The following is a 26,034-nucleotide window of genomic DNA, read 5'->3' on the forward strand; positions in this document are numbered from 1 at the left end:
GCATTGCCCCGGGCCCTTAGTAATTATGCTTATATATTTACGAGTACTTAAAGAAAGTTTTAATTTTGCAATTAATGCATTAAGAAACAATAAGCTAAGAACATTTCTTTCTTTGCTTGGGGTTACTATAGGTATTTTTTCTATTATTGGAGTACTGGCTGCGGTAGATTCTTTAGAGAAGGAGATTAAGGGTAGTTTAAGTGCTTTAGATAATAGCACCATAATTGTAATGCGTTTTTCTTTTGGCCCTACCGAAGTTCCACAATGGAAACGCCAACAATTTCCAGATGTTGCTTATGATGAATATCAATATCTAAAAAGAAATCTTCCCAATACCGAGTCGGTAAGTTTTACCATTGGGGTACCAGACGAATCTATAAAACACCAGGATGTTACCAGTACCGGGGTAGGTGTTGGTGCGGTTACCCACGAATATTATGATATTGAAGCCCTTGAACTGGAAGAAGGTAGGTTTTTTAATGAATCTGAATCGGTAAGTGGTTCGCCGGTAATTGTTTTAGGTCACGAAATAGCCAATAACCTTTTCGGGAATTTTAGCCCGCTTGGAAAAGAAGTACGTATGTACGGTCGTAAATTTACGGTTATAGGGGTGCTGGCCAAGCAGGGTGCCAGTCTTTTTGGAGGCTCTAGGGACGGTCAGGTTTTTCTACCGGTAAATGTAGCACGCAGGGTATATGGCGATAATAATAAAGGGGTATTTCCTCAGTTGATTTTAAAACCGGAAGATGGGGTTGATAATGCCGAATATAAAGCAGTTTTAGAGCAACAATTGCGTAATTACCGCGGAATTAAGCCCGGGGATATTAATAATTTCTTTGTAAACCAGCTTCAGGGCTTTGCCGATTTTATAGATAATATCACCGGCCAGCTAAACTTAATAGGTCTAATTATTAGCGGATTTTCATTATTGGTGGGCGGATTCGGGATCGCCAATATTATGTTTGTGAGCGTAAAAGAGCGAACCAACTTAATTGGAATTCAAAAATCCCTTGGGGCTAAGAATAAATTTATCCTATTTCAGTTTTTATTTGAAGCAATAATCCTGGCTATCATTGGCGGCCTTGTAGGGCTCGGACTTGTTTGGTTGGTTTCTCTCGTCGCTTCGCAATTTACAGGCGATTTTCAATTTGTACTTTCGCCCTGGAATATGTTTATAGGAACGGCAGTCTCTGCGGTAATTGGTTTAATATCAGGAATAATTCCGGCAATTTCGGCCTCAAAATTAGATCCGGTAGAAGCAATTAGAACAGGGATGTAATCATAGAAAACAGAAAATAGAGAATAGATTTTAGAATAGAGAACTTTACCTAACTTCTTGCTAAATCTCTTTTCTTCCTTCTCTGCTCTTTTTTCTTTTTTTAGGCTTCTAAAACTTCGGCTACATTTGCGTTCACCCATTCTAAAAATTCCTCATCTTCTTTAGAGAATGGATCGGGTGTGTGAGAATCAATATCTATTTGGCCAATATTTTCGCCATCTAAGAAAAGCGGTACGACAATTTCAGCCTTTACATGAATGCTACAGGCTATATAGTTGGTTTGTGCTTTTACATCTGGCACTACAAAGTTTTCATTAGAGACCGCTACCTGCCCGCAAATTCCTTTTCCAAACGGAATAATCGTATGGTCGGTAGGTTCACCGGCAAACGAGCGTAATTTCAATTCCTCCTTATCACCATTTTTAAAATAAAATCCTACCCAATCATAATATGGAATATTTTCTTTTAAAACTTCACAAACCTGCGATAACCTATGGTCTACCGATAGTTTATTGTTTTCAAGAATAGCTTTAATTTCCGGTTTTAATTTCTGAAATGGCATAGTTGATATTTTAGTGCAAAAGTATTTAAAAATTATAGCAAGCGCAGGCACATATTTATATAAATTTGTTAAAAACCCCCTTAAAATTTGATCAGGTTATTCGTTAAATACAAATCGGTGCTTCGGTTTATTTTCATGTTTTTGGGGAGCTATTTGGTATTTACGCTATTTTATAACCTCTATTTAGATTTTTTTAGGTCTCCGGTTTATTTCCCCGATTACATTACACACCTTGTGGCGAAGCAAAGCGAAGCTTTAATAAATAGTTTTGGGTATAATGCCAAAATTATACCTCACCAGTCTGAACTTTCTATGAAACTTATTATTAACGAGGTTTACCTTGCTAGAATTATAGAAGGCTGTAACGCTGTTAGTATCATTATCTTATTTCTCGCTTTTGTACTTTCCTTCTTTGGGAAGTTTAAAACAACATTACTTTATTTACTGGCGGGATCTGTTATAATTTATGGAATGAATATTATTAGAATTGCTGTTCTCGCCATAGGAATTTATGAATATCCACAACATACCCAATTTTTACATAGTATTGTTTTTCCATTAATTATATATGGCACCATATTTATTTTATGGCTTATTTGGGTGCGTATTTATAGTCAAAAACATAGTGTATGAAGCAGCTGGTAAAACTTTTAACGATTGCAATATTAGTTGTGCTGCTGGTTTTGATAAGGCTTTTTGAACAACAATTATTTTATGATCCACTTATTGATTTTTATCGGTACGGCGGGCATTTGGCAATGGAGGTACCTCAAATTTTTTTTCCTAAATTAATCTTGAATATTGGTTTACGATATTGGCTAAATACTTTAATCTCTTTAGCAATATTATTTGTAGCCTTTCGAGATACGAACATCATAAAATTTGCAGCAATATTATTTGCCATATTGTTTGGGATTAGCCTTGCTGCCTTTAGTGTGCTTTACTTAACACTTAATGAACAAAATGTAATGGGCCTATTTTATGTTAGAAGGTTTCTTATTCATCCAATTTTTATACTTATTTTACTACCTGCATTTTATTATTATAGGTTGCAAAAATCTAAAAACCCATAATTTTAAAACTTATTCCAAAAAATCGGAAAGTACTTTATTTCAAAAAATTACTTATTTTTGTAGCCGATGAAAAAAGCGTTTCAACATAGTATTTCTGTAACCATGGCATTTTTGGTGCTGCTTTCAACCCTTTCCTTTACGGTTGATAGGCACTTCTGCGGAAACTATTTGGTTGATAAAGCCATTTTTTCTGAAGCTCAAACCTGTGGTATGGATATGGAAGCCACCGCCCAGGATTCTTGCTGTACCAACAAAAAAATAGCGATAGAAGGTCAGGATGAATTAAAGCATAAATTTGATTCTCTAGACTCAAATCAACAGGCCTTTCTTATTGGCTTTGCGTATTCTTATATTTTCATTTTAGAAGATATCCAAAAGGAAATTGTTCCGTTTAAAGATTACACCCCACCACTTCTGGTCAAAGATATTCATCTTGAAGACCAGGTTTTTCTTATCTGATATACATTTTTTGAAATGTAATTTTGTCCTATAAGTGCTTTTTGAGCCTTCAGGGCAAATAATAATTTGTAGTTATAAATTGTGGTAAAACAGTTTTCTGCAAATTGTTTTCAATTACATTCCCCGTTTGGCCTTGAGTTTACACATTTGGTCATTTTTTAAGCTTCGTTTTTTATAAATGTATATCTAAGTCTATGTTCAATAAGATCATTAACTATTTTCTTTCTAACCGCCTGGTTTCTGTTTTACTTTTAGTTTTTTTGATAGGCTGGGGGTTGGTTACCGCTCCTTTTAACTGGAATACAGGTTTCCTTCCAAGTGATCCTGTTCCGGTAGATGCTATTCCCGATATTGGGGAGAATCAACAAATTGTATTTACGAATTGGCCGGGACGTTCGCCGCAGGATATAGAAGATCAAATTACCTATCCGCTAACCAGTACACTTTTAGGAATTCCCGGTGTTAAATCTATTCGAAGTTCTTCAATGTTTGGGTTTTCCAGTATTTACATCATTTTTGAAGAAGATGTAGAGTTTTATTGGTCTAGAAGCCGAATTTTAGAAAAACTGAATTCACTTCCGGCCGGTTTGCTCCCGCAAGATGTGCAACCAACCTTAGGCCCCGATGCTACCGGATTAGGCCAGGTGTTTTGGTATACCCTGGAAGGCCGCGATAAAGACGGAAATGTAACCGGGGGGTGGGACTTACACGAATTGAGGAAAATTCAAGATTACTATGTAAAACTAGGTTTAAGCGGAACTCGGGGTGTTTCTGAAGTAGCTTCTATAGGAGGCTTTGTTCAAGAATACCAAATTGATGTAAACCCCGATGCACTTAAAGCATACGGAGTTGGTATAAATCAGGTGATGAAAGCCGTAAAAAACTCCAATCGTGATGCCGGGGCAAAAACCCTGGAGGTTAATAAGGTAGAATACCTTGTAAGAGGATTGGGGTATATAAAATCTATAGATGATATTGAAAATACCGTTGTTGCCGAGAATGAAAACACGCCCATTTTTATAAAAGATATTGGGCAGGTAAGTTTAGGTCCCGCCGAACGCCGGGGTGTTCTGGATAAAGGAGGCGCTGAAGTAGTAGGAGGGGTAGTGGTAGCTCGTTATGGCTCAAACCCTTTGGCGGTGATTCAAAACACCAAAGATAAGATTCAGGAAATAGCTTCAGGTTTGCCTTCCAAAGTTTTGGCCGATGGCACCGAAAGCCAATTAACCATCGTTCCTTTTTATGATAGGACACAGCTTATAAATGAGACTATAAATACACTGGAAAAAGCACTTTCTCACGAGGTGCTTATCAGTATTATTGTAATTATTGTTCTTGTTTTAAATTTAAGGGCTTCTATTTTAATTTCCAGTTTGTTGCCCGTGGCAGTTCTCATGACGTTTATCGCCATGCGCTATTTTGGGGTAGATGCCAATGTGGTGGCACTTTCCGGTATTGCCATTGCCATAGGGGTTATGGTAGATGTTGGGATTGTTTTTGTTGAAAATACGGTGCGATGGCTGGAAATGCCCGAAAATAAAAACGCCCGCGGAAAGAAACTTGCCAATATAATCTATAATGCAACTGTAGAAGTTGCCCCGGCGGTAACCACTGCCCTGGCAACCACGATAGTAAGCTTTTTACCGGTTTTCTTTATGGAAAACGCCGAAGGGAAATTATTCAGGCCTTTGGCATTTACCAAAACCTTTGCGCTGGTGGCAGCTTTTTTAATAGGCGTATTTGTGCTACCCATGCTTTCCTACTTCTTTTTCAACATTAAAATCAACAAAAAGAAGTCACAAAATATCTGGAATTTTATCCTGGTAATTTCAGGAGCGGTTTTGGCTATTGTTTTTAGCTTTTGGCTTCCTTTAGCACTTACACTTATTGGATTGGTGAAAATTGCCGAAACCAGAAATCCGCAGTTCTTAGGGAAATATTCCAAATATGTAATCCCGGGCTTAATACTGGCGGTAACCATCTTCTTCCTTGCCGAAGAATGGATGCCACTTGGATTTCAGAAATCTGCCTTTGCCAATTATATTTTCGTGATCCTGCTACTTAGTATCACTTTGGCTATCTTAATGATGATGGTGAGATTCTATCAACCTATTCTAAATTGGTGCTTAATCAATAAAGGAAAATTCCTTTCATTGCCTATAATCACAATTTTCTTTGGTGCTATAATCTGGTTTGGTTTTCCCAATATGTTTGGTTTTGTGGCCAAAGGTTTTGATAAATTAGGATTGAATATAAGAACTACAGAGGTTTGGAGTGGGATGGCACATACATTCCCGGGTGTGGGTAAAGAGTTTATGCCTTCATTAAACGAAGGAAGCTTTTTACTAATGCCTACTACCATGCCCCACGCCGGCATGGAAGAAACCACTAAAACCCTAAAGCAGTTAGATATGGCGGTAACCGGCATTCCGGAGATTGATATTGCTGTAGGTAAATTGGGAAGGGCCGAGACCGCTTTAGATCCTGCCCCAATATCGATGTTTGAAAATATTATCAATTATAAACCTGAGTTTATACTTGCTGAAGATGGTTCTATGCAACGCTTTAAAGTAGATGATAAAGACCGGTTTATCCTGAAATCTGGTGATAGCTTAAGCAATACAGAAGCCATTGAGCAAGATGTATCTGCTGCGCAGCTTGTTAAAGATGAAGATGGGAAATTCTATCGAAACTGGCGCGAGCATATTAAGAGCCCCGATGATATTTGGAATGAAATTACAAAGCACACAAATCTTCCGGGGGTTACCTCGGCTCCAAAACTACAGCCTATAGAAACCCGGCTTGTGATGCTTCAAACCGGAATGCGTGCCCCGATGGGAATTAAAGTGTATGGACCAAACCTTACTACTATCCAGGACTTTGGAATGCAATTGGAAGAATTGTTAAAAGAGGTTCCTTCGGTAAAGGCTGAAGCTGTTTTTGCCGATCGAGTTGTAGGAAAACCCTATTTGGAAATTGACATAGACAGAAATGCGATTGCCCGGTACGGACTTAGTATTGAAGATGTTCAGCAAACAATAGAAACCGCTATTGGGGGTATGGAAATCACTTCTACCGTAGAAGGGCGCGAACGTTTTCCGGTACGGGTAAGGTATCCAAGAGAACTAAGGGGCGACCCCGAGAGTATTAAAAATATTTTGGTGCCAACTCCTAAAGGAGCCCAAATTCCATTAAGGGTATTTGCAGAGCTTAATTACGAGCAGGGACCGCAAATGATTAAGAGTGAAGATACCTTTCTTACGGGATATGTTCTTTTTGATAAGCGAGATGGTTTTGCTGAGGTAAATGTGGTAAATGATGCCAAAAAACATATACAGGATAAAATAGCTTCAGGAGAATTAGAGGTGCCGGAAGGGGTTAGTTATAAGTTTTCCGGGAATTATGAAAATCAGGTGCGGGCTGTAGAACGCCTTGCCATACTTATCCCTATCTGTTTGGTAATTATTTTCCTTCTGTTGTATTTTCAGTTTAAGAGCATTATTGCTTCTACCATTCATTTTTCGGGTGTTTTTGTTGCCTTTGCCGGTGGGTTTATTATGATTTGGCTTTATGGACAGCCCTGGTTTATGGATTTTGCGGTTTTTGGCACCAATATGCGAGAACTTTTCCAGATGCAGGAGATTAACCTGAGTGTGGCCGTTTGGGTTGGGTTTATCGCACTCTTTGGAATTGCTACCGATGATGGGGTGATTATGGGTACCTACATTCATCAGGTTTTTGAACGGAAAAAACCAAAAACTGTAGCTGAGGTTAGGGAAGCAGTAATGGAAGCCGGCTTAAAAAGAGTACGCCCCGCCATGATGACCACAGCGGTTACTATAATCGCGCTTTTCCCGGTGCTAACTTCTACCGGAAAAGGTTCAGATATCATGGTACCTATGGCTATTCCAATTGTTGGTGGAATGCTAATTCAGATTATGACGATTTTTGTAGTACCCATTTTACAGGCTATTTGGAGGGAAAATGTGCCCTATAATTCAGAAGAAGATAGAGATGAAACCAAAACAATTGAAGCTTAGCACTTCTGAAGAAATTAAATATTAGATGATGAAATTAAAGATAAAAATAATAATAAGTTTACTGCTAATCGCTTTTCCTGTAGTGAGTTCGAAGGCGCAGGAACTAAACGATTACCTTAAAATTGCAGCAGAAAACAATCCTGAATTGCAATCGGCTTATACAAGTTTTGAAGCAGCTTTACAGCAATCGCCGCAAGTGGCATCATTACCAGATCCCACCCTTACGCTAAGTGCCTTTGGAAGAATGGTAGAAACCAGGTTGGGTGCCCAGGAGGCTCGATTTAGTTTTATGCAAATGTTTCCCTGGTTTGGAACTTTAAAAACAAAGAGAGATGCAGCAAATTTGTTAGCAGAAGCTCGATTTCAGGAATATTTGGCGAAACGTGCCAATTTGTTTTTTGAAGTTAAAAAGGCGTATGCCGAACTTTTTGCCATACAACAAAGCATCCTTTTAAAAGAAAAGAACCTGGATATCTTAGATTCTTATCGGGAGCTTTCTTTGAGTAAATTTCGTAGCGGAAGCTCTAAAATGGTAGACGTTGTTAGGGTAGATATTAAAAGAGATGAAGCTTTAACTGAAATAGCGATTGAAGAAGAACAATTAGAAAGTCTAAAGAAACGATTCAACCTTTTGTTAAACAGAAATAAAGAAGCTTCGGTTGGTGTTCAGGATACCCTGGTGTTAGATGAACAACTACAGCCCGACTTGATGAATACCGAACAGACTTTTAACGAGCATCCCGAGCTTGCGAAGTTCGATAAGGAACGCGAAGCTTATGAACATCGTGCAAAAACCGCACAAAAATCGGGTTTACCAAATATTGGGATAGGCCTGGATTACGCTATTATTTCAGAACGTACAGATATGAATCCGCCCGGTAATGGACAGGATGTGATTATGCCTATGGTTTCGGTAACCTTACCAATTTTTAGAAAAAAATATAAAGCGGCTGAAAAAGAAGCAGTGCTTATGCAAGAGGCCGCAATTAAAAATAAAGAAGCTACAAAAAATCAGTTGCAAAGTGATTTGGAAGCAGCACTTTATGATTTAGTAAAGGCCAAAAAGCAGTTAAACCTGTATAAAAGACAGATAGAGAGTTCTGTACAGGCCAATAAACTTCTGGTTTCCGCCTTTAGTAATGATGACGGCGATTTTGAAGAAATCCTTGAGATGAATCAGGATATTTTATTATTTAAAATTCAGCAATTAGAAGCCTTAAAAACCGGATTTACAGCCGAGGCAAAAATGGAATATTTATCAGCTAAAACCCAGAATTACGATGAAACAAAATAAAAGTATATGGAAAGCCGCCGGCATATTAGTGCTGGGTATTTTATTGGGGTATTTGATTTTTGGAGGTGCAAATGAAAAGGAGCCGGAAGAAGGGCACGAGCATTCAGAGCTAGCTGAAAATCAAATCTGGACCTGTTCTATGCACCCTTCCGTAAGGCAAAATGAACCGGGCGATTGCCCAATTTGTGGAATGGACCTTATTCCACTTTCCGAAGATGAAAATGGCCTGGACTCAGATGGGTTCGTTATGAACGAGGACGCTATGAAGCTGGCTAATGTAGAAACTTTGGTTATAGGAGAGAAGGAAGCTTCAAAAGAGATTAGGTTAAATGGTAAAGTGGGAGTAGATGAGCGTAATACTTATACACAGTCTACCCATATACCTGGAAGGATTGAAAGATTATATGTGAACTTTACCGGTGAAAAAGTTAATAAAGGTCAGGTGTTAGCCAGTGTTTATTCTCCAGAACTTGTAACCGCCCAGGAAGAATTATTGCAGGCCGAAGCCATAAAGGAAAGTCAGCCGGAATTATTTGAAGCTGCAAAGCAAAAACTTAGAAATTGGAAAATTACCGAAAACCAAATCAATAAAGTATTGAGCAACGGAAAGCCAATAGAACGTTTCTCTATCACTGCAGATGTAGGTGGGGTAGTAACCGAGTTGTTATCAGAGCGGGGTGATTACCTGGAGCGTGGCATGCCTATTTACGAGATAGCAAACCTGGATAAATTGTGGGTGCTTTTTGATGTTTATGAAGGCAATATGTCCTGGATTGAAGAAGGTAACAAAGTAAATTATACACTTAGGTCTATACCCGGTAAAACTTTTGAAGGCGAAATAAGTTTTGTAGATCCTTTATTAAGTGATAAAACACGGGTTGCGAATGCAAGGGTAGAGATAAATAATAAAGATAAGCGAATAAAACCCGGGGTTTTTGCCACGGGCATTATAGAAAAGAATCTTGATGCTAAGAACAATAAAATAGTGATTCCTCAATCGGCTATTTTATGGACAGGAAAACGCTCCCTGGTATATGTGAAGCAGGATGCACAAAATGGTGCCGGTTTTCAAGCTCGGGAAGTGGTGTTAGGAACTTCCCTGGGAGATTCTTTTGTGATTGAAGAGGGCCTGGAAGAGGGAGAAGAAATTGTGGTTAACGGTACCTTTACCGTAGATGCTGCTGTACAATTACAGGGCAAAAATTCTATGATGAATCAAACTGAAAAGAAAGATAGTAATCTGGCTGAAATGAAGATGAGTTTACCTCTTTCTTTTCAGAAAAACCTTTCCACAACGTTGCCTGCTTATTTTACATTAAAAGATGCATTTGTGAATACCGATGCAGAATCAGCTAAAACCGCTGCTTACAAAATGCACCAGCAAATTACCGCTCTTAGTATTTCTAATCTTGGGAAAATGGAAACCCAGCACTTTAATGAAATTAAAGACCAACTTATGGCAATTTCAGAAAGTAGCGATATAGAGCAGCAGCGGCAGCATTTTGAAGTGCTTTCAGAGAATATAATTGCTTTTGTCTCTAACATAGAAAATCTGGAAACACCTATATATATTCAGCATTGTCCTATGGTGAATAATAATAAAGGAGCCGATTGGTTAAGCCTTTCAGAAGAAATTAGAAACCCCTATTTCGGGGATGTTATGATGAACTGTGGAGATACCCAACAGCAATTGTAAAATAGGAATTAGAGATAAGCTAACAAATTAATCAAAGATGCTTGTAGAAGTCTTTATAAAAAATATGGTTTGCGACCGTTGTATAAAAGTTCTGAGAAACGAGCTATTTGAAGCTGATATTGACGTGGTTAAAGTGGAACTGGGTAGGGTAGTTTATAAAAGCAAAGATAAAGTTCAAGATACCAATAAAATACAACGCATTCTGGATAGTAATGGTTTTGAATTGATAGAAAGCACTGAAAGTGTCCTGGTAGAAAAGGTAAAACTAAGCTTAATAAGGCTTTTAGAAGAACTACCGGTAGAAAAAACAGGAACATTATCGGGCTATTTGTCGAAAAACATTAATTATGATTATGCACGCCTTAGTAGGATTTTTTCTTATACCGAAAATACAACTATAGAGAAGTATTTTATAAAGTTAAAAATTGAAAGAGTAAAAGAACTAATTCAACTTAAGAAGTATAATTTCAAGGAAATAGCTCAGTTGCTGGATTACAGTAATGCCAATCATCTATCCAGGCAATTTAAGGCAGAAACGGGAATGAACCTTACAGAGTATAAGTCTATAAATCAAAATTTTAGGAATTCTTTAGACCAAATTTTGTAGAAGGTTTAAGGAAATATGATAATATTTAAGCTTATACCATTGTAATTTAGAGATTAACCAAAAAATAAGCAATCATGAAAAATTTAATTTTAAGCTTTTCGGTGATTATGTTTGTAAGTTTTAGCCTTATTTCCTGTTTTGATAATAAGGGAAAACAATCTGTTGAAATAAATACTCCTGAAGAAGTTAAAAAAGCAGAGAAAGAGACAAAAGATATTGCCGATCAGGAATTTGTTGATGGGATGACGGGTAAAATTTGGCATAATTACCTGGAGATTAAAATAGCCCTGAATAGGGCTGATGCACCCAGGGTACAGGATGTTGCAAAAAGTATGTTTGCCTCGTTCTCAAAAGAACATGCAGAGATGAAGGCTATGGCAAAGCAACTGCATGAAACAGAGGATTTGGAAAAGCAAAGGGAGATATTTGCAGAATTTACACAAAAGGCAGGTTCTATGTTTGAAGATGCTTTATCAGGTGGTACTATTTATAAAAAATTCTGTCCTATGGCTTTCAACAATAAAGGAGCTTATTGGTATGCTGATGTAGAAGAGATAAGCAATCCATATTTTGGTGAAAAGATGCCAAAATGTGGCTCAGTAGAAAAAACAGTTGAAAAATAAACTATTGCTCCCAAACCCGCGAAACACTAAATAAAAAATGATTCTTTTATAAGTGCTGAGGTATTTAAATTTCGATTAATTAAATAAAATATATTAACCAATCAAAAAGTAAAAGAAATGAATTCTGAAGATAAGAAACATCACGATAAGAGTGGAAGTAATTACCTTAGGTTTTTTCTAATGCTCGGATTGTCATTTATAGCGATGTACATTACCATGTATTTTAATACGTATGAATTTGACCATGTATATTTTAGCTTAACAAGGTTTTATATGGCCTGCCTGGGTATTTCAGCAATGGCGGTAATTATGCTTTCGCTTATGCTCAAAATGTATAAAAACAAGAAAAAGAACCTTGCCATTTACCTGGGGAGCCTCGTCTTGTTCGTATCTGCTTTAGGTCTGGTAAGAGCACAACGCCCAATTGTTGGAGATATTTTATATATGAAAGCCATGATTCCGCATCACTCTATCGCTATACTAACCAGTAAGCGGGCAGACATTAAAGACCCGGAAACCAAAAAACTGGCTGAGGAAATTATTGAAGCTCAGAAAAGGGAGATTGCACAAATGAAAAAGATAATTTATAGACTGGAGAATAAGTCTGAATAGTTATATAGCTTGAGTTTGACTAATTTTTAGCTTTTTTATGGTGAAGGCTCAGTGCAAATAGAAAGATAGGAATGAGTAATAAGAAGGACGCAGACAAAAAATTTTATGGACAACTGTTTTCAAAGACAGGCTGGACTATGGCAATAGTAGTAGTTCTAGCCATTCTCTACGTATTATTCCTGCCAAAATCTTTAGATAATGAATTTTGGAAATGGCTTATTATTAGTGTTGCAATCCTAAAAGCATTTTTAATAGTTAGAATTACATTTACCCAATTAAGCAAAATGCTGGGCGATAGTCATTATTTGGAGCATGTTTTAAGTCTTTTTACACTAATCATAAGCCTTATTGTACTCTCATTTGCTTCAGATTATTATGCGCTTTACGTAAATGAAGCTGCTAATTTTAAAACAAACTTGATAGTTGTAAAACCCTCAATATTTTTATTCTTTGAGTTTTTCTATTATTCGCTAATTTCGTTTGCTACTGTTGGCTATGGCGACTTTGTTCCTATATCACTATCGGCAAAATTTCTAGTGGCTTTAGAGACAATCCTATACTTTTTTGTACTGGTGTTTGGAACTGCAAATATCAACCGAATTAATATTAAAGATTAAACTATTTAAATTCTAATTAATACATAAATCAATAACAATGAAAAGAAACCTTAGAAGCTTAACAATGCTAAGTCTTATTGCGGGAAGTTTAGTATTATTTTCATGTAAAAATGAAGAAAATAAAAATGATGCTCCAGAGCCCATGCAACATGAAATGCATCAGCCAGATGAACAAGCCAAAAAAGAAACCTATAAAGGCGAAGAATTACAAGCCGAATTTAAGGACGAAAAGACCGCTAAAACCTATAATTTGTATATAGAAATTAAGGATGCTTTTGTAAATACCGATGCCGATAGCGCCGGAGAAAAAGCTGCAGAACTTGCTGAAGCGGCAAGCGATAACGAAGAAATAGCTGCTATTGCAACTACTATCGCAGAAACCGATGATGTTAATAAACAACGCGAGGCTTTTTCTAAACTTACCGTTGCTATGGAGCCTGTATTGGTTAATGCTTTAGAATCTGGAGCAATCTTTAAACAATATTGCCCAATGGCTTTTGAAGGAAAAGGAGACTACTGGTATTCTAACTCAAAAGATATTTTTAACCCTTATTATGGTGATAAAATGTTAAAGTGTGGTAGGGTAGAAGCTACCATTCAATAATTATATTATTTTAAGATTGGTTGAAATCTATGGAGAGAAACAGAAAAATCTAAAATAGGTTTTTGTACTGCATCCAAAAATTTTAGCCAATCTTACTATTTTTAATGAAAATGGGTTTGAAAGAAAATATCCTACATATAAAAAATATGGTTTGTGATCGTTGCCTAATGAGTGTGGAAAATACGCTTAGGGAACAAAACCTTAATTACATCACTATTAATTTAGGTAGGGTTGAGCTGGAAAACCAACTCTCACCATCCCAATTTCAGGATTTAAAAGATGCCCTCGCTACAAACGGGTTTGAAATTGTATCTAAACGAACCAATAAAATTATAACCGAAATAAAATCTTTGGTTATAAAGATGGTATACAATCATAAAGACTTTCAGAACAAAAAACTTTCTGAAGTATTGAGTGAAGAATTAAATTACGATTATAGTCATCTTACCAGCCTTTTTAGTAAGGAAGAAGGCCAGAGCATTCAAAGTTTTCAGAATAAAATAAAAGTAGAACGAATAAAAGAACTTTTGGAATACGATGAGTTAAATATTTCAGAGATTGCCTATAAAATGGACTTTGGAAGTGCCGCTTATCTTTCTACATTCTTTAAAAAGGAAACCGGCTTAAACCCTTCTCAATATAAAACCAGGCTTTTTGATCGTAAACCTTTAGATGATATCTAGGAGATTAACAATCTCGAAAAGTACACAAGGCATTTTCTAATTATATTATAACTTCTTACCATAATTTTAAAACTCATTGCGGTTTTTAGTGCTTAATTTTGAGCTAAACCAATAAAAACCAATATTATGAGAAATGAAGAAATGTTGAAAGCATTGGGAAACTGTATCAATCACTGTAATTATTGTGCTGATGCCTGTTTGGATGAAGACAACATAGAAATGATGAAAGATTGTATTCGTACCGACAGGGTTTGTGCTGAAGTTTGCAGCACCTTAAATCAGGTTTTGGTTACCGGTTACAAAAATGTAGACGGACTTGTAAAATACTGCATTGAAATTTGTAATGCCTGTGCCGATGAATGTGGGCAGCATAAGCACGATCACTGCCAGGAATGTGCCAGGGCATGTAGGGAGTGTGCAAAAGCTTGCGAGGCTTATTTAGCCTAAAATTTAATCTTAAAAGGCTGTTTGAATTTTTACTGATAGACGTCAGCCTGAATTTATTTCAGCATCTAATCCCTATCAAATTAGACGCTGAAACAAGTTTGGCATGACGTAACTAACAACAGAGGTTCAAACAGTTTTTTTTCTCTAATAAAATCTATGAAACACAATTACCATATCTCTGGGATGACCTGCAATGGTTGTAGGGCCCACGTTGAGGATTCTCTAAAAAAAGTGGAAGGCGTAACCTATGTTAAGGTTGACCTTGAAAAAGCTTCTGCCGAAATAGAGATGCAGAAACACATTCAGCTTAAAGAGTTTCAAAAAGTGCTGGAAGACAGCAATTATCAAATTCACTTAAAAGATGAGGTGCCGCAAACTTATTCTGTAAGCGGAATGACCTGCAATGGCTGTAGAGCTCATGTAGAAAAAACTTTAAATAAAGTTGAAGGCGTAAAACATGCCGAAGTAAATCTTGAAAAAGAAGAGGCGAAAATTGTAGGTGATAAGAATGTTTCGTTAGAAAAATTACAGCAGGCATTGCAAGATGATGGTGGGAATTATGAAATTCATGAAGCAGGAAAAAAAGTAAGCCCCAAAAAGAACAAACCTAAAGGGGAAGGAAATGGGGTTTTCTATTGCCCCATGCATTGCGAAGGGGATAAAACTTACGGCAAGCCTGGAGATTGCCCGGTGTGCGGCATGGATTTGGTGGAAGAGGCCAGCTTAACACCAAAAGCTACAGTTTATACCTGCCCAATGCACCCAGAGGTAGAGCAAAACGCCCCCGGTTCCTGCCCTAAATGCGGAATGGACCTGGTACCAAAAGAACCCGAAGAATCTTCAGAAAGTAAATCTTATAAAAAGCTGCTTAAAAAGTTTAAAATAGCCGTGGCTTTTACGCTACCTATTTTCATTATCGCGATGTCTGAAATGATTTCGGGTAACCCACTTTATAAAGTTTTAGATCAGGAAATTTGGAACTGGATTCAATTTGGGCTTTCTCTTCCGGTAGTATTTTATGCTACCTGGATGTTTTTTGAGCGGGCCTGGCGATCTATAAAAACCTGGAACCTTAATATGTTTACTCTAATTGGAATTGGTGCAGGCGTAGCGTGGCTTTTTAGTGTATTTGGCTTGTTGTTTCCAGATTTTTTTCCGCCGCAGTTTAAGACTGAAATGGGAACCGTGCACGTTTATTTTGAAGCAGCAACCGTAATTCTTACCCTGGTTTTACTGGGGCAGGTTTTGGAAGCCCGGGCACACAGCAAAACCAATTCTGCTATCAAAGAACTCCTAAAATTGGCTCCTAACAAGGCGATAAAAGTAATTAATGGTGAAGAAAAAGAAGTTTCTATAGATGAAATTGAAAAAGGAGATATTCTAAGAGTGAAACCCGGAGATAAAATTCCGGTAGATGGAATTATTGAAAAAGGAAATTCCAGTATTGATGAATCGATGATTACCGGAGAGCCTATTCCGGTAGATAAATCTGAAGGAGATAAAGTAAGCTCCGGAACCATTAATGGGAATAGGAGTTTTACCATGAAAGCTGAAAAAGTAGGGGAGGAAACCTTACTTTCCCAAATTATTAAAATGGTAAATGATGCCAGTAGATCGCAAGCGCCAATTCAAAAGTTAGCCGACAGGATTTCGGCTTATTTTGTACCGGTGGTGGTAGTGATTGCAGTACTAACTTACATTGTATGGGCAATATATGGGCCAGAGCCTCAATATGTTTATGCCTTGGTGAATGCCATCGCGGTATTAATTATTGCCTGCCCCTGTGCACTTGGCCTGGCCACTCCCATGTCGGTTATGGTAGGAGTAGGAAAGGGAGCGCAAAATGGGGTGCTTATTAAAAATGCCCGTGCCCTGGAAGAAATGGACGATGTTGATACATTAATCATAGATAAGACCGGAACTATTACTGAAGGCAAGCCCAAAGTAGAAAAAGTGGAAGTGGTTTCAGGAAATAATGAAGATGAAATTATAAAACTTATCGCTTCGCTAAACTCTCAAAGTGAACACCCACTTGCAAAAGCCACGGTAAATTTTGCAAAGGAAAAAAAGCTAAAATATACCGAAGCTTCAGATTTTAGCTCGGTTACCGGAAAAGGGGTTACCGGTTTGGTAGAAGATAAAAAGATAGCCATTGGTAATGATAAGCTGATGCAAACTGAGAAAATTGAAATTTCTTCAGAAATATCGAAGAAAGTAACTATTGAACAGGAGAAAGGGAAAACTGTTTCTTTTGTTTCGGTAGACGGAAAAGTAGCCGGGTATTTTACCATCACCGATCCTATTAAAAAGACCAGCAGGGAAGCCTTAAAATCTTTGATGGATGAAGGTGTTAAGGTTTATATGTTTACCGGAGATAATGAGAAAACAGCCAAATCGGTTGCCGAAGAACTTGGCCTAACCGGGTTTAAGGCCGGTATGTTGCCTGAAGATAAGCAGAATGAAGTGAAAAAACTTCAACAAGAAGGTAAAAAAGTGGCTATGGCCGGAGATGGAATAAATGATGCGCCTGCATTGGCACAGGCCAACATTGGTATTGCTATGGGAACCGGTACCGATGTGGCGATAGAAAGCGCAGAAATAACCCTTGTGAAAGGAGATTTAAAAGCAGTAAAGAAGGCGAAATTACTAAGTAAAAAGGTAATGCTTAACATTAAACAAAATCTATTCTTTGCTCTTATATACAATACGCTAGGCGTACCAATTGCAGCAGGGGTTTTGTACCCGGTTTTTGGACTTTTACTATCCCCAATGATCGCCGCTTTGGCAATGAGTTTTAGTTCGGTTTCAGTAATTGCAAATGCACTACGCTTAAAAAGCGCCAGTTTGCAATAAATTATAACAGCTAAAGTTTATAGGGGTTTTAAGAAGGAAAAAGTCAAAAAAAGATTAAGCTAAACTTTAGTCTGAAAAAAAGAGAGCAGAATAGACCCTAAAATTTTATTAGCTTAGATATAAAATTTAGATTTTCGGTATTTCTATTACTGCTCTCGTGTTAAAATTCAAACAAACTCAACCAATTAACCAAAACTAAGCACCTTAATAATTTTTCAGTATTTTCAAGTCACTAAAAAATCTTTTTCATAGCAATTTGGTGCTTTTTAATACTTAGACTAATAGAATTTAAAAAGGTTTAAAAACAGAGATAAAAAAAACCACCGTCTTTTTACGGTGGTTTTAAAAACTAACAAATCAAAAAATCTTAGAATTATTTGATGGGGTTTAAAATTAAATCTATTCTTTCTAAAGCATCCTGAAGATGGTATCTGGTTAAACGATCTCCACTATTAGCGACTCTTCTAATTTGGTTTTGAAGTGTTTTAAGCTCTCCTCTTACCACAGGACGAATATCACTTTGGGCAACATCTATGTCGCTTCGGGATATCCAGCTTCTGTATCTTGATGGAATGGCGCTTTGCTCCTGCGTCATTAAATATTCCATACGCTCTATATAAGCACGTTGCAGGTTTCTGCGGTAACGATCTATGTTCTGTCCTGCATAAACTTCGCTCCAAATACCCTTTCTTAGGTCGCTCATCATATCAATTAGGCCGTATGCTTTAGCATCATTTATTTCCTCATTTTCCATTAAACGGGCCATTCTTCCAAAATCAAGAAGGTTTTTAAGTGTGCGTTCCTGCATATTGCTAAGGCGTTCTACCTGTCCGTCAAATTGGATTTTATTGAAAATTTCCTGGTCTATCATCCATTCGGGGGTTTCAAAAAGTTGATCGTGCAAAAAGCTCATCGCTTCTTTTTGCTTTTCTTTTGAAACGTGAGAATAAACAGCACCTTCCTGATCGTAAGTTTTATAGTATTCATAAACTCCACCAATATTGGCGGTTACGTGCCCCATATAACGGTTAAACTGACTTAAAACCTGGCCGTACAAATCATCCAGGTCATCGTAGTTTTTACCGTCTTCGGCAGTCCACTCAATCAATTTTGGCATAATTCGTTTCAGGTTTTTGATTCCGTATTCACTTGCCAATACTGCGTCATCGCCAAGGTCTTCGGTCTGAGAGCTAGGGTCTATCACTCCACCACTTTGCTGGCTTCCAAATCTATATAATGGATTGTCGGCCTTTTCCAGGATCCATTGGTCTAGAATTTCTTTTTCTTCTTTTGCCGTTTTATCTAAAATTGGGCGGTAACCCCACTCAATAGAGTATTTATCGTAAGGTCCAATATCTGGCATTAAAGCTACGTCACCATCTTCGGGTTGTGCGATATAATTAAAACGGGCGTAGTCCATAATAGAGGGTGCCGTCCCGTACTTGGCAGTAAATTCAGGATCACGAAGATCTTCAACTGCATAAGCAACGCTACTTCCCATATTATGGGGAAGGCCCAGGGTATGCCCAACTTCGTGGGAAGAAACAAACCTTATTAATCTACCCATTACTTCGTCTTCAAATTCTACACCACGGGCATCTTCATTGATAGCTGCAGTTTGTACAAAGAACCAGTTTCTAAGAAGGGTCATTACATTGTGGTACCAGTTAATGTCTGATTCTAAGATCTCTCCAGAACGTGGGTCACTAACGTGTGGGCCGTTGGCATTGGGAATAGGAGAAGCCAGATAGCGCACTACAGAGTATCTTACATCTTCGGGGCTCCAATCTGGATCTTCTTCTTTTGTGGGTGGGTCTTTAGCGATAATCGCATTCTTAAAACCGGCTTCTTCAAAAGCAACCTGCCAGTCTTCGATTCCCTGTTTAATATAAGGAATCCATTTTTTAGGCGTAGCGCGATCTACATAATAAACAATAGGCTCTTTTGGTTCTACCAGTTCGCCATTTTTAAATTTTTCCCTGTCTTCCTCTTTAACTTCAAGTCTCCAACGATCCAGGTACTTTACTTCTTTACTTTTTTGTGCATCCAGCCCATAATCTACCTGTCCGCGGGCAAACCAACCTACGCGTTGGTCAAAATAACGACGTTTCATAGGTTCTTTTGGAAGCAAAATCATAGAATTGCTGAACTCTAAAGATATTGAGCCGGTACTGGCGTTAGAAGGTGGTTCTCCGGCATTATAGGTTTTTACGTGCCTTACCTCAATATTTTCAGGGTAACTGCGAATAGTATCTATATACGAGCGGCTATCATCTAATCGAGAAACTTTGTATTGTTTCCTGGAACCATCTCTTAATCCAAGGGCCTTAACATCTTTGGTGTAAAGATCGGTCACTTCAATTACGGTTGATTTATTAACCGAGTCTTTACCTACAGTTTTTATAGGAAAACGCTGTAAAACCGGCTCGAAATTAGAGTTAACTACTGCTTCGTGAACCGGTAAAGAATCTGCAGCATATATTTCGTGAGAAACAACCCTTAAAAGAACGTGGCCGTCTTTTTTCTGCCAACGATGTACCTGGGTGTTTTGTTTTCCACCGCCAAAACCAATTCCTGTAGCTGTTTTGGCAATCCTCGTAACGGTAAGCATCTCGCGGTTAAACAGGCTATCGGGGATTTCGTAAAAATATTTATCGTCTACCCGGTGAACGGTGAATAAACCTGGGTCGCTTTTGGCATCTTTAGTGATTACTTTTGCGTAAGGCTCGAAATCACCTTTCTTTTTTGAGGCTTCTTTTTTGGAGCTATCAGCCGTAGATTTGGGCTGAAAAATTCCACAACTGGAAACCGAAACTGATAAAGCCACTAATAAGAGCTTATACGTTAATCGTTTGGTCATAAATTGAATTTTGGTTTGTGTGATTAATTTGAAATGATAGATTTTCATTAGCGGTAGCTAAAAAACGAAAAAAGACCACCATTTGGTGATCTTTTGACTCAATTATCTTAAAAAGGTTTAAAGCGAAGTTAAAATATATCTAATTTAATGCTTGTTGAACCTAAGCAACTTATTTTTTAACTTTAAACTGCTTTGATCTTCATAGCCTCATCTTCCTTATAAACATTTATCATCTTATGTTTTCTAAGCGATTTTAGAGTTTTGTCCCATTTTTTATTACTTAAACCAGATTTGGTTTTTATGCTATCAAGGTCGTGAATTTCGTCACTTTTTAATAGCTGAAATACTGCTTTTTCGTCTTCATTAAGTTCAACAGCTTTTCTTTCAGGTTTCATTTGTGGGAAAAACAATACTTCCTGGATAGATTGATTATTGGTTAAGAACATAATTAAACGGTCCATTCCAATACCTAAACCAGAGGTTGGGGGCATTCCATATTCCAGAGCCCTTAAGAAATCCTGGTCTATAAATTCGGTAGCTTCATCGTCTCCTTTTTTGGCAAGCTTCAATTGTTCTTCAAAACGCTCGCGTTGGTCTATAGGGTCATTTAGTTCAGAATATGCATTGGCAATTTCTTTTCCGCATACCATTAATTCAAAACGTTCGGTCAGGTCAGGATTTTCACGATGCTCTTTACAAAGCGGGCTCATTTCTTTGGGATAGTCGGTAATAAAGGTGGGCTGGATATAATTTCCTTCGCATTTTTCACCAAAAATCTCATCAATAAGCTTCCCTTTACCCATGGTTTCATCTACTTCAATACCCATATCTTCCGCTGCTTTTCTAATTTCAGCTTCAGATTTTCCGGTAATATCAAAGCCGGTAAATTCTTTGATAGAATCGGTCATGGTTACGCGCTTGTAGGGCGCTTTAAAGTCTATTTTATGTTCGCCAAAAACAGCTTCGGTAGTATTGTTTACTGCCAGGGCACAATGTTCCAGTAGTTTTTCGGTAAAATCCATCATCCAGTTGTAGTCTTTATAGGCTACATAAATTTCCATCGCTGTAAATTCAGGATTATGGGTTCTATCCATTCCTTCATTTCTAAAGTTTTTAGAAAATTCATAAACCCCGTCAAATCCACCAACAATTAGCCTTTTTAGGTATAATTCGTTGGCAATTCTAAGGTATAGTGGGATATCTAAAGCATTGTGGTGCGTAACAAATGGTCTTGCGGCAGCACCCCCGGGAATAGACTGTAAGATGGGTGTTTCTACTTCAAAATATTCTCTTTCATTAAAGAAGTTTCGCATGGCGTTGAACAACCTGGTTCTTTTTACAAAGATCTCCTTTACTTTTGGGTTCACGGCTAAATCGGCATAGCGCTGGCGATAGCGGTGTTCCGGATCGGTAAAACCATCATGAGTATTTCCTTCTTTATCGGTTTTAGGAAGCGGAAGTGGGCGAAGCGACTTGCTAAGTAAAGTAAAATCCTTTACCATAACGGTCTTTTCCCCAACCTGGGTTTTAAACAGTTCTCCTTCAATACCTATAAAATCGCCAATGTCTAGCAATTTTTTATAGATATCGTTATACTTACTTTTATCTTCACCGGTACATATTTCATCGCGGTTAAAATAAACCTGTATTCTTCCTTTAGAGTCCTGAATTTCGGCAAAAGAGGCTTTCCCCTGGATACGACGGGACATTAGCCTACCGGCCATCACTACTTTCTTGCCTTCCTCAAAGTTTTCTTTAATGTCTTTACTGGTATCCTTAACCGGGAATAAATCTGCCGGATACGGGTTAATACCTGCCTTTCTTAAAGCCGAAAGCTTCTCTCTTCTTACTGTTTCCTGTTCAGATAATTGCATACTCGTAATTTGATGTATCCCTCATTAAGGGTTTGATTTCCCGAGACTCCCCTCGGAATTATAAAATATTTTTTCGATTCTTGAAGTTGTCTGTAAAGTTTAATTTCGTCAAGCTTAACCTGTCCATCCGGTCAGGCGGGCTTGTTCCAGCTTCTAACGTGATAGTGACTATTTATGTCTTAGATTCTGAAATAAATTCAGAATGACGATTTCAAAATTTCTCAGAAACTACTTCTACTCTTGCAAAACGAGTGCAAATATAGTGAGTATGTGGCTACCAACCAACGGGATATATGCCAGAATTTTATGACTTTAAATTAATGCTATACTGGCCATTTTCCGGTTAATTAACTTTACATATAGTAAGCTTACTGTATGCACAGTTATTTTCTACTTTATAAGTGCTTTGCCCTCGCGGTTGCAGTAGTATAGCTTATTAAAACTGGATAGCCAGTGATCTAAGAAGTTTTCTCTATTTATAATCATATCTTTGCAAAATAAATTGGTAAGACTTATAGATAAATGAGTGTTTGGCGTGTTATTCTTTCTATTTTGTTTCCACCCCTGGCCGTTTACGATCGTGGGTGTGGCTCTATTTTAATTGTTTTGATACTTACCGTTTTAGGGTGGGTTCCCGGAGTGATAGCTGCACTTATTATTCTTAATAATCCCAAAAAAGACGTATGAATAAGCAGGTAAATTTGCAAAACTTAGGCTATAAAGATTATAAAGAAACCTGGGATTACCAGGAAAAGCTTTTTAAGGAAATTCTAGACCTTAAAATTAAAAACCGTCGGCAAAGTTTAAATGAAACAACGCCCAATTATTTGCTGATGGTAGAGCATCCTCACGTGTATACCCTGGGAAAAAGCGGCGACATAAAGAATTTGCTTATTTCTGAAGCTGAATTAGAGAAAAAACAAGCCAGTTATTATAAAATTAATCGGGGTGGCGATATTACCTACCACGGGCCCGGGCAATTGGTGGGGTATCCAATTCTAGATCTCGATAATTTTTTTACCGATATCCATAAATACCTGCGGTTTCTTGAAGAGACCATAATACGTACGCTGGCCGAGTATGGCTTAAAAGCAGAGCGAAGTAATGGTGAAACCGGAGTTTGGCTGGATGTGGGGACACCTTTTGCCAGGAAAATATGTGCTATGGGGGTTCGTGCCAGTCGCTGGGTCACAATGCACGGGTTTGCTCTAAACGTAAATGCAGATTTGGGTTATTTTGACCATATTATTCCCTGCGGAATAGAAGGCAAAGCCGTTACATCTTTAAATGTAGAACTCGGAAAAAAGGAAATTTCTTTAGACGAAGTTCAGGAGAAAGTCTTAAAACATTTTGCCGAACTTTTTGAAGCTCAGTTTATTTAGAATTTATAAAGCAATACCTCTTTTTCACCTCCTTTTACCACAAATTCCGGACCTTGATCTACGTTGGCATTGTTTATATCGATGCCCGTAGTCCCATAAACCGGAAAACCGGGAAGAAGAACTGCATTACTATCAAATACATATACTTTCTGACTTTGTAAATCGGTTAGGCTGATATAGTATTTATTGTTTACCAGGAAAATTTTTGGATCGGTGTATAACCCGTAATCCAGGCTTATCTCTTTTTCCTTGATTTTTAAAATGTTTTCTGATAGACTAACCAATAGATTTGGCCGTGCGCTAACGCTATGGTTTTCTTTAAAATTGGTTCTTTTTGTGCTTACAACGCCCTTTTGATTCACTTTTACAAGATTTCCTTCGGCATTGGTTGAAACAAAATCGTTTTCAAATTCGTACCATTTATTCTTAGAAAAATCTATGGTTTCCTTTACGTTTACCCTATGCTTTCCCTGCCGACTTAAAATATTGAGTTTGCCCGATGCTTCAGGGAATACAATATAATCCTTGTATTGAATTCGTAAATGTTTTGGAGCCTGTAAAATTTCAGATTTTGTCTTTCTGAAATCGAAACCTTTAACGATTTTTCCGTTTTTATCATACATAAAAACTTCATTTTTCTGGGTAATTAAAAAACGATATTTCCTGTTGGTATCATAGTCGAATAAGGAAAGTGGCTGTGTAATTTCATCCTGAAATTTTAATGGAAATGGTTTTACCGTATTCCCATTTCTGTCTAGCACCTCTATAGAATAAGGAGTGGCGAAAGCAAGCTGAAACTTTCCGTTTTTAAAAAGATCTACCTGCTGTATTTCTCCTAAAATAGGGCCTTTAAGTTTTTTCTTCCAGAAAATGCTTCCTTTGTTAGAAATAAGATAAAGCGTGTTGTTTATATCCTGAACCGCAATATCCATTTGATTGTTTAGATGGTTTTTTACTAAAACCGGCTCTGTAAGCAATTCGGCCTCCAGGCTAAGCGAAAGTATTTCTTTAGCTTTATTTGCTAAAGCGTTTTGTGTCTTTTGGCTTTCAAAATTACCATGTATATGCGCAAAATCATCCTCTTCTACCAATTGTAGGATTGCTATTTTATGCTCGCCAAGATTTAAATTTTTCATCTCGTCTCTAAGTTCTTTAGAGACAGCCTTTGCTAACCTGCTTTTTAATAAAGTTGTATTTCCGGCAATGAGAATAGAAGATTCTTCTGCTAATTTTTGAATGCTATTTCTATAATGTTCCTCATGTGCCATGGTATTCTTATTTACATAATTGGCTATGAGGTCACGAAGCTCTGATGCAGTCTTGCCAAATACAAGAAATTGGTCTATTGCCGCTACAAAATTAGTATTGTTTGCCTGAAGGAAAGGCGTGAAAAGCTTTTTAAAAATATCGGGTTGGGATACCTTATATGTAGGGAAGTCTCGATAATTCTCCTCCAGGTTTGCGTATCCGGCAATCAAGTCGGTTGCGTCAGTGGTTACCAGTGTTTTTAATGCTAAAACCGAATTTTCTTCCCCAAAGATGATTCCTGCTTCCCGGGTATTTAGTAAAAGTTCATCTTCTCTTTTTTCTATACTGTCCTGTTTAAATTCTTTTAAATTCTGAAGAAAAATTTTCGGTTTCTGGTAGCCCAAAGCAATGAAACCTCCTGAATTTTTAGGAACAATTGTCGGGAACTCGATAGAAACAGGCTGGGTGTTTGCGAGAATTTTATGGAGGTTCTCTTTATGGTTCGCAATGCTAAGTCCGTTGAATGAAATTCCATTTTTTGATAACTCGATATCTACCGCGCTCCAGCCGGCGTAGTTTTTTAAGCTCTCCATTTTTATGTTCGGAAATAAATTTTTCTGAAATTCATTAAGTTGATTATGATTTATAATAAGGGAAGTTGCTTTAGGTGAAATGGCCTTATAGGTTTTTGTAAAACTTTTGTTTTGTAGCAGGTTTTCCTTATTTAAAATTTGCCTTAATTGGCTTTCCGAATTTGAAATAATAAATGGGCTGCCTCCGTCAGATATAAAAAACTCACTTCCTTCTAAATTTAGTTTTTGATAGGTTACGCCCTCAGACTTTATGTTTTCTACAGCTTTATTTGAGATAGAATCTAACTTAAAATTGGGCTGCTGTTTACTTATAATGCTATAATTAAAATTTTGCTGTTTTGAAACAGATATAGCAAGAATACTTTCCGTTATGCTATCGGCGTATTTAAGAAAACCCAAATCTTTATTGAGTTTAGTAATAGCGCTTAGAGAGTTTTCCTCCAAAAAAGAAAGTGAAGTTACTTGCTGTTGAAATAGTTTTAAATTGGGAGTTTGAATAATTACCGCGGCATTTCTAGGAATATAATTAATAGGGTTCTTTTCTGTTTCCCGGGTCTGACAGGAAATAAAAAATAAAATACTTAAAAATGCGAAGACGGGTTTCTTCATGGAATAGCAGAATTTTTAA

Annotated in this window: 21 protein-coding genes; 17 read left to right on the forward strand and 4 right to left on the reverse strand. The window is 37.4% G+C overall.

Annotation, left to right across the window (positions count from 1 at the left end):
• Positions 1–25 precede the first annotated feature (25 nt).
• Entirely contained in the window at positions 26–1,279 is a 1,254-nt protein-coding gene (locus tag I6U49_RS09345; protein WP_198628466.1) for an ABC transporter permease, read from the forward strand.
• A gap of 100 nt (positions 1,280–1,379) precedes the next feature.
• Here I6U49_RS09345 and I6U49_RS09350 read toward each other — a convergent pair whose 3' ends face one another.
• Entirely contained in the window at positions 1,380–1,841 is a 462-nt protein-coding gene (locus I6U49_RS09350; protein WP_198628467.1) for a GAF domain-containing protein, read from the reverse strand.
• A gap of 87 nt (positions 1,842–1,928) precedes the next feature.
• Here I6U49_RS09350 and xrtF point away from each other — a divergent pair, with 87 nt between their 5' ends.
• The 14 genes from xrtF to I6U49_RS09420 all read left to right on the forward strand — a co-directional run bounded on the left by xrtF (position 1,929) and on the right by I6U49_RS09420 (position 17,449).
• Entirely contained in the window at positions 1,929–2,474 is a 546-nt protein-coding gene (gene xrtF, locus I6U49_RS09355) for an exosortase family protein XrtF (protein WP_193711275.1), read from the forward strand.
• Positions 2,471–2,914, forward strand: a complete 444-nt coding sequence (locus I6U49_RS09360; protein ID WP_198628468.1) for an exosortase F system-associated membrane protein — start codon at positions 2,471–2,473, stop codon at positions 2,912–2,914. Before xrtF ends, I6U49_RS09360 begins: the two co-directional genes overlap by 4 nt.
• 66 nt (positions 2,915–2,980) lie before the next feature.
• Positions 2,981–3,373 (forward strand): HYC_CC_PP family protein, encoded by a 393-nt coding sequence (locus tag I6U49_RS09365; protein ID WP_198628469.1) that lies wholly within the window; start codon positions 2,981–2,983, stop codon positions 3,371–3,373.
• Between the two features lie 194 nt (positions 3,374–3,567).
• The gene (locus I6U49_RS09370; RefSeq protein WP_198628470.1) at positions 3,568–7,413 is read left to right on the forward strand and encodes an efflux RND transporter permease subunit; all 3,846 of its coding nucleotides are present in this window, start codon (positions 3,568–3,570) and stop codon (positions 7,411–7,413) included.
• 25 nt (positions 7,414–7,438) lie between these two features.
• Complete coding sequence (locus I6U49_RS09375) at positions 7,439–8,707, forward strand: TolC family protein (protein WP_198628471.1); 1,269 nt, start codon at positions 7,439–7,441, stop codon at positions 8,705–8,707.
• A complete protein-coding gene (locus I6U49_RS09380) occupies positions 8,694–10,403 on the forward strand; it encodes an efflux RND transporter periplasmic adaptor subunit (protein WP_198628472.1) in 1,710 nt (569 codons plus the stop codon). Before I6U49_RS09375 ends, I6U49_RS09380 begins: the two co-directional genes overlap by 14 nt.
• Positions 10,404–10,440: 37 nt before the next feature.
• Positions 10,441–11,010 (forward strand): helix-turn-helix domain-containing protein, encoded by a 570-nt coding sequence (locus tag I6U49_RS09385; RefSeq protein WP_198628473.1) that lies wholly within the window; start codon positions 10,441–10,443, stop codon positions 11,008–11,010.
• 74 nt (positions 11,011–11,084) lie between these two features.
• Positions 11,085–11,633: a DUF3347 domain-containing protein gene (locus I6U49_RS09390; RefSeq protein WP_198628474.1), complete on the forward strand. Its 549-nt coding sequence runs from the start codon at positions 11,085–11,087 to the stop codon at positions 11,631–11,633.
• A gap of 117 nt (positions 11,634–11,750) precedes the next feature.
• The gene (locus I6U49_RS09395; protein ID WP_193711267.1) at positions 11,751–12,245 is read left to right on the forward strand and encodes a DUF305 domain-containing protein; all 495 of its coding nucleotides are present in this window, start codon (positions 11,751–11,753) and stop codon (positions 12,243–12,245) included.
• 71 nt (positions 12,246–12,316) lie between these two features.
• On the forward strand, positions 12,317–12,862 hold the full coding sequence (locus I6U49_RS09400) for an ion channel (RefSeq protein ID WP_198628475.1): 546 nt from the start codon (positions 12,317–12,319) through the stop codon (positions 12,860–12,862).
• A 37-nt stretch (positions 12,863–12,899) separates the two neighbouring features.
• Entirely contained in the window at positions 12,900–13,466 is a 567-nt protein-coding gene (locus tag I6U49_RS09405) for a DUF3347 domain-containing protein (RefSeq protein ID WP_198628476.1), read from the forward strand.
• Positions 13,467–13,576: 110 nt separating this feature from the next.
• Entirely contained in the window at positions 13,577–14,149 is a 573-nt protein-coding gene (locus I6U49_RS09410) for a helix-turn-helix domain-containing protein (protein WP_394370305.1), read from the forward strand.
• A 126-nt stretch (positions 14,150–14,275) separates the two neighbouring features.
• On the forward strand, positions 14,276–14,596 hold the full coding sequence (locus tag I6U49_RS09415) for a four-helix bundle copper-binding protein (protein ID WP_193711264.1): 321 nt from the start codon (positions 14,276–14,278) through the stop codon (positions 14,594–14,596).
• 156 nt (positions 14,597–14,752) lie between these two features.
• Complete coding sequence (locus I6U49_RS09420) at positions 14,753–17,449, forward strand: heavy metal translocating P-type ATPase (RefSeq protein ID WP_198628478.1); 2,697 nt, start codon at positions 14,753–14,755, stop codon at positions 17,447–17,449.
• 373 nt (positions 17,450–17,822) lie between these two features.
• Here I6U49_RS09420 and I6U49_RS09425 read toward each other — a convergent pair whose 3' ends face one another.
• Positions 17,823–20,309: a zinc-dependent metalloprotease gene (locus I6U49_RS09425; protein ID WP_193711262.1), complete on the reverse strand. Its 2,487-nt coding sequence runs from the start codon at positions 20,307–20,309 to the stop codon at positions 17,823–17,825.
• Positions 20,310–20,491: 182 nt separating this feature from the next.
• The gene (gene lysS, locus I6U49_RS09430; RefSeq protein WP_198628479.1) at positions 20,492–22,183 is read right to left on the reverse strand and encodes a lysine--tRNA ligase; all 1,692 of its coding nucleotides are present in this window, start codon (positions 22,181–22,183) and stop codon (positions 20,492–20,494) included.
• A 522-nt stretch (positions 22,184–22,705) separates the two neighbouring features.
• On the opposite strand from lysS, the gene I6U49_RS09435 reads away from it, so the two are divergent.
• Positions 22,706–22,870 (forward strand): YqaE/Pmp3 family membrane protein, encoded by a 165-nt coding sequence (locus tag I6U49_RS09435; RefSeq protein ID WP_193711260.1) that lies wholly within the window; start codon positions 22,706–22,708, stop codon positions 22,868–22,870.
• Positions 22,867–23,565, forward strand: a complete 699-nt coding sequence (gene lipB / locus I6U49_RS09440) for a lipoyl(octanoyl) transferase LipB (RefSeq protein WP_198628480.1) — start codon at positions 22,867–22,869, stop codon at positions 23,563–23,565. Before I6U49_RS09435 ends, lipB begins: the two co-directional genes overlap by 4 nt.
• Here lipB and I6U49_RS09445 read toward each other — a convergent pair.
• Complete coding sequence (locus I6U49_RS09445; protein WP_198628481.1) at positions 23,562–26,015, reverse strand: hypothetical protein; 2,454 nt, start codon at positions 26,013–26,015, stop codon at positions 23,562–23,564. The genes lipB and I6U49_RS09445 overlap by 4 nt on opposite strands.
• Positions 26,016–26,034 lie beyond the last annotated feature (19 nt).

The organism is Salegentibacter maritimus (assembly GCF_016236915.1).
Taxonomy (GTDB): domain Bacteria; phylum Bacteroidota; class Bacteroidia; order Flavobacteriales; family Flavobacteriaceae; genus Salegentibacter; species Salegentibacter maritimus.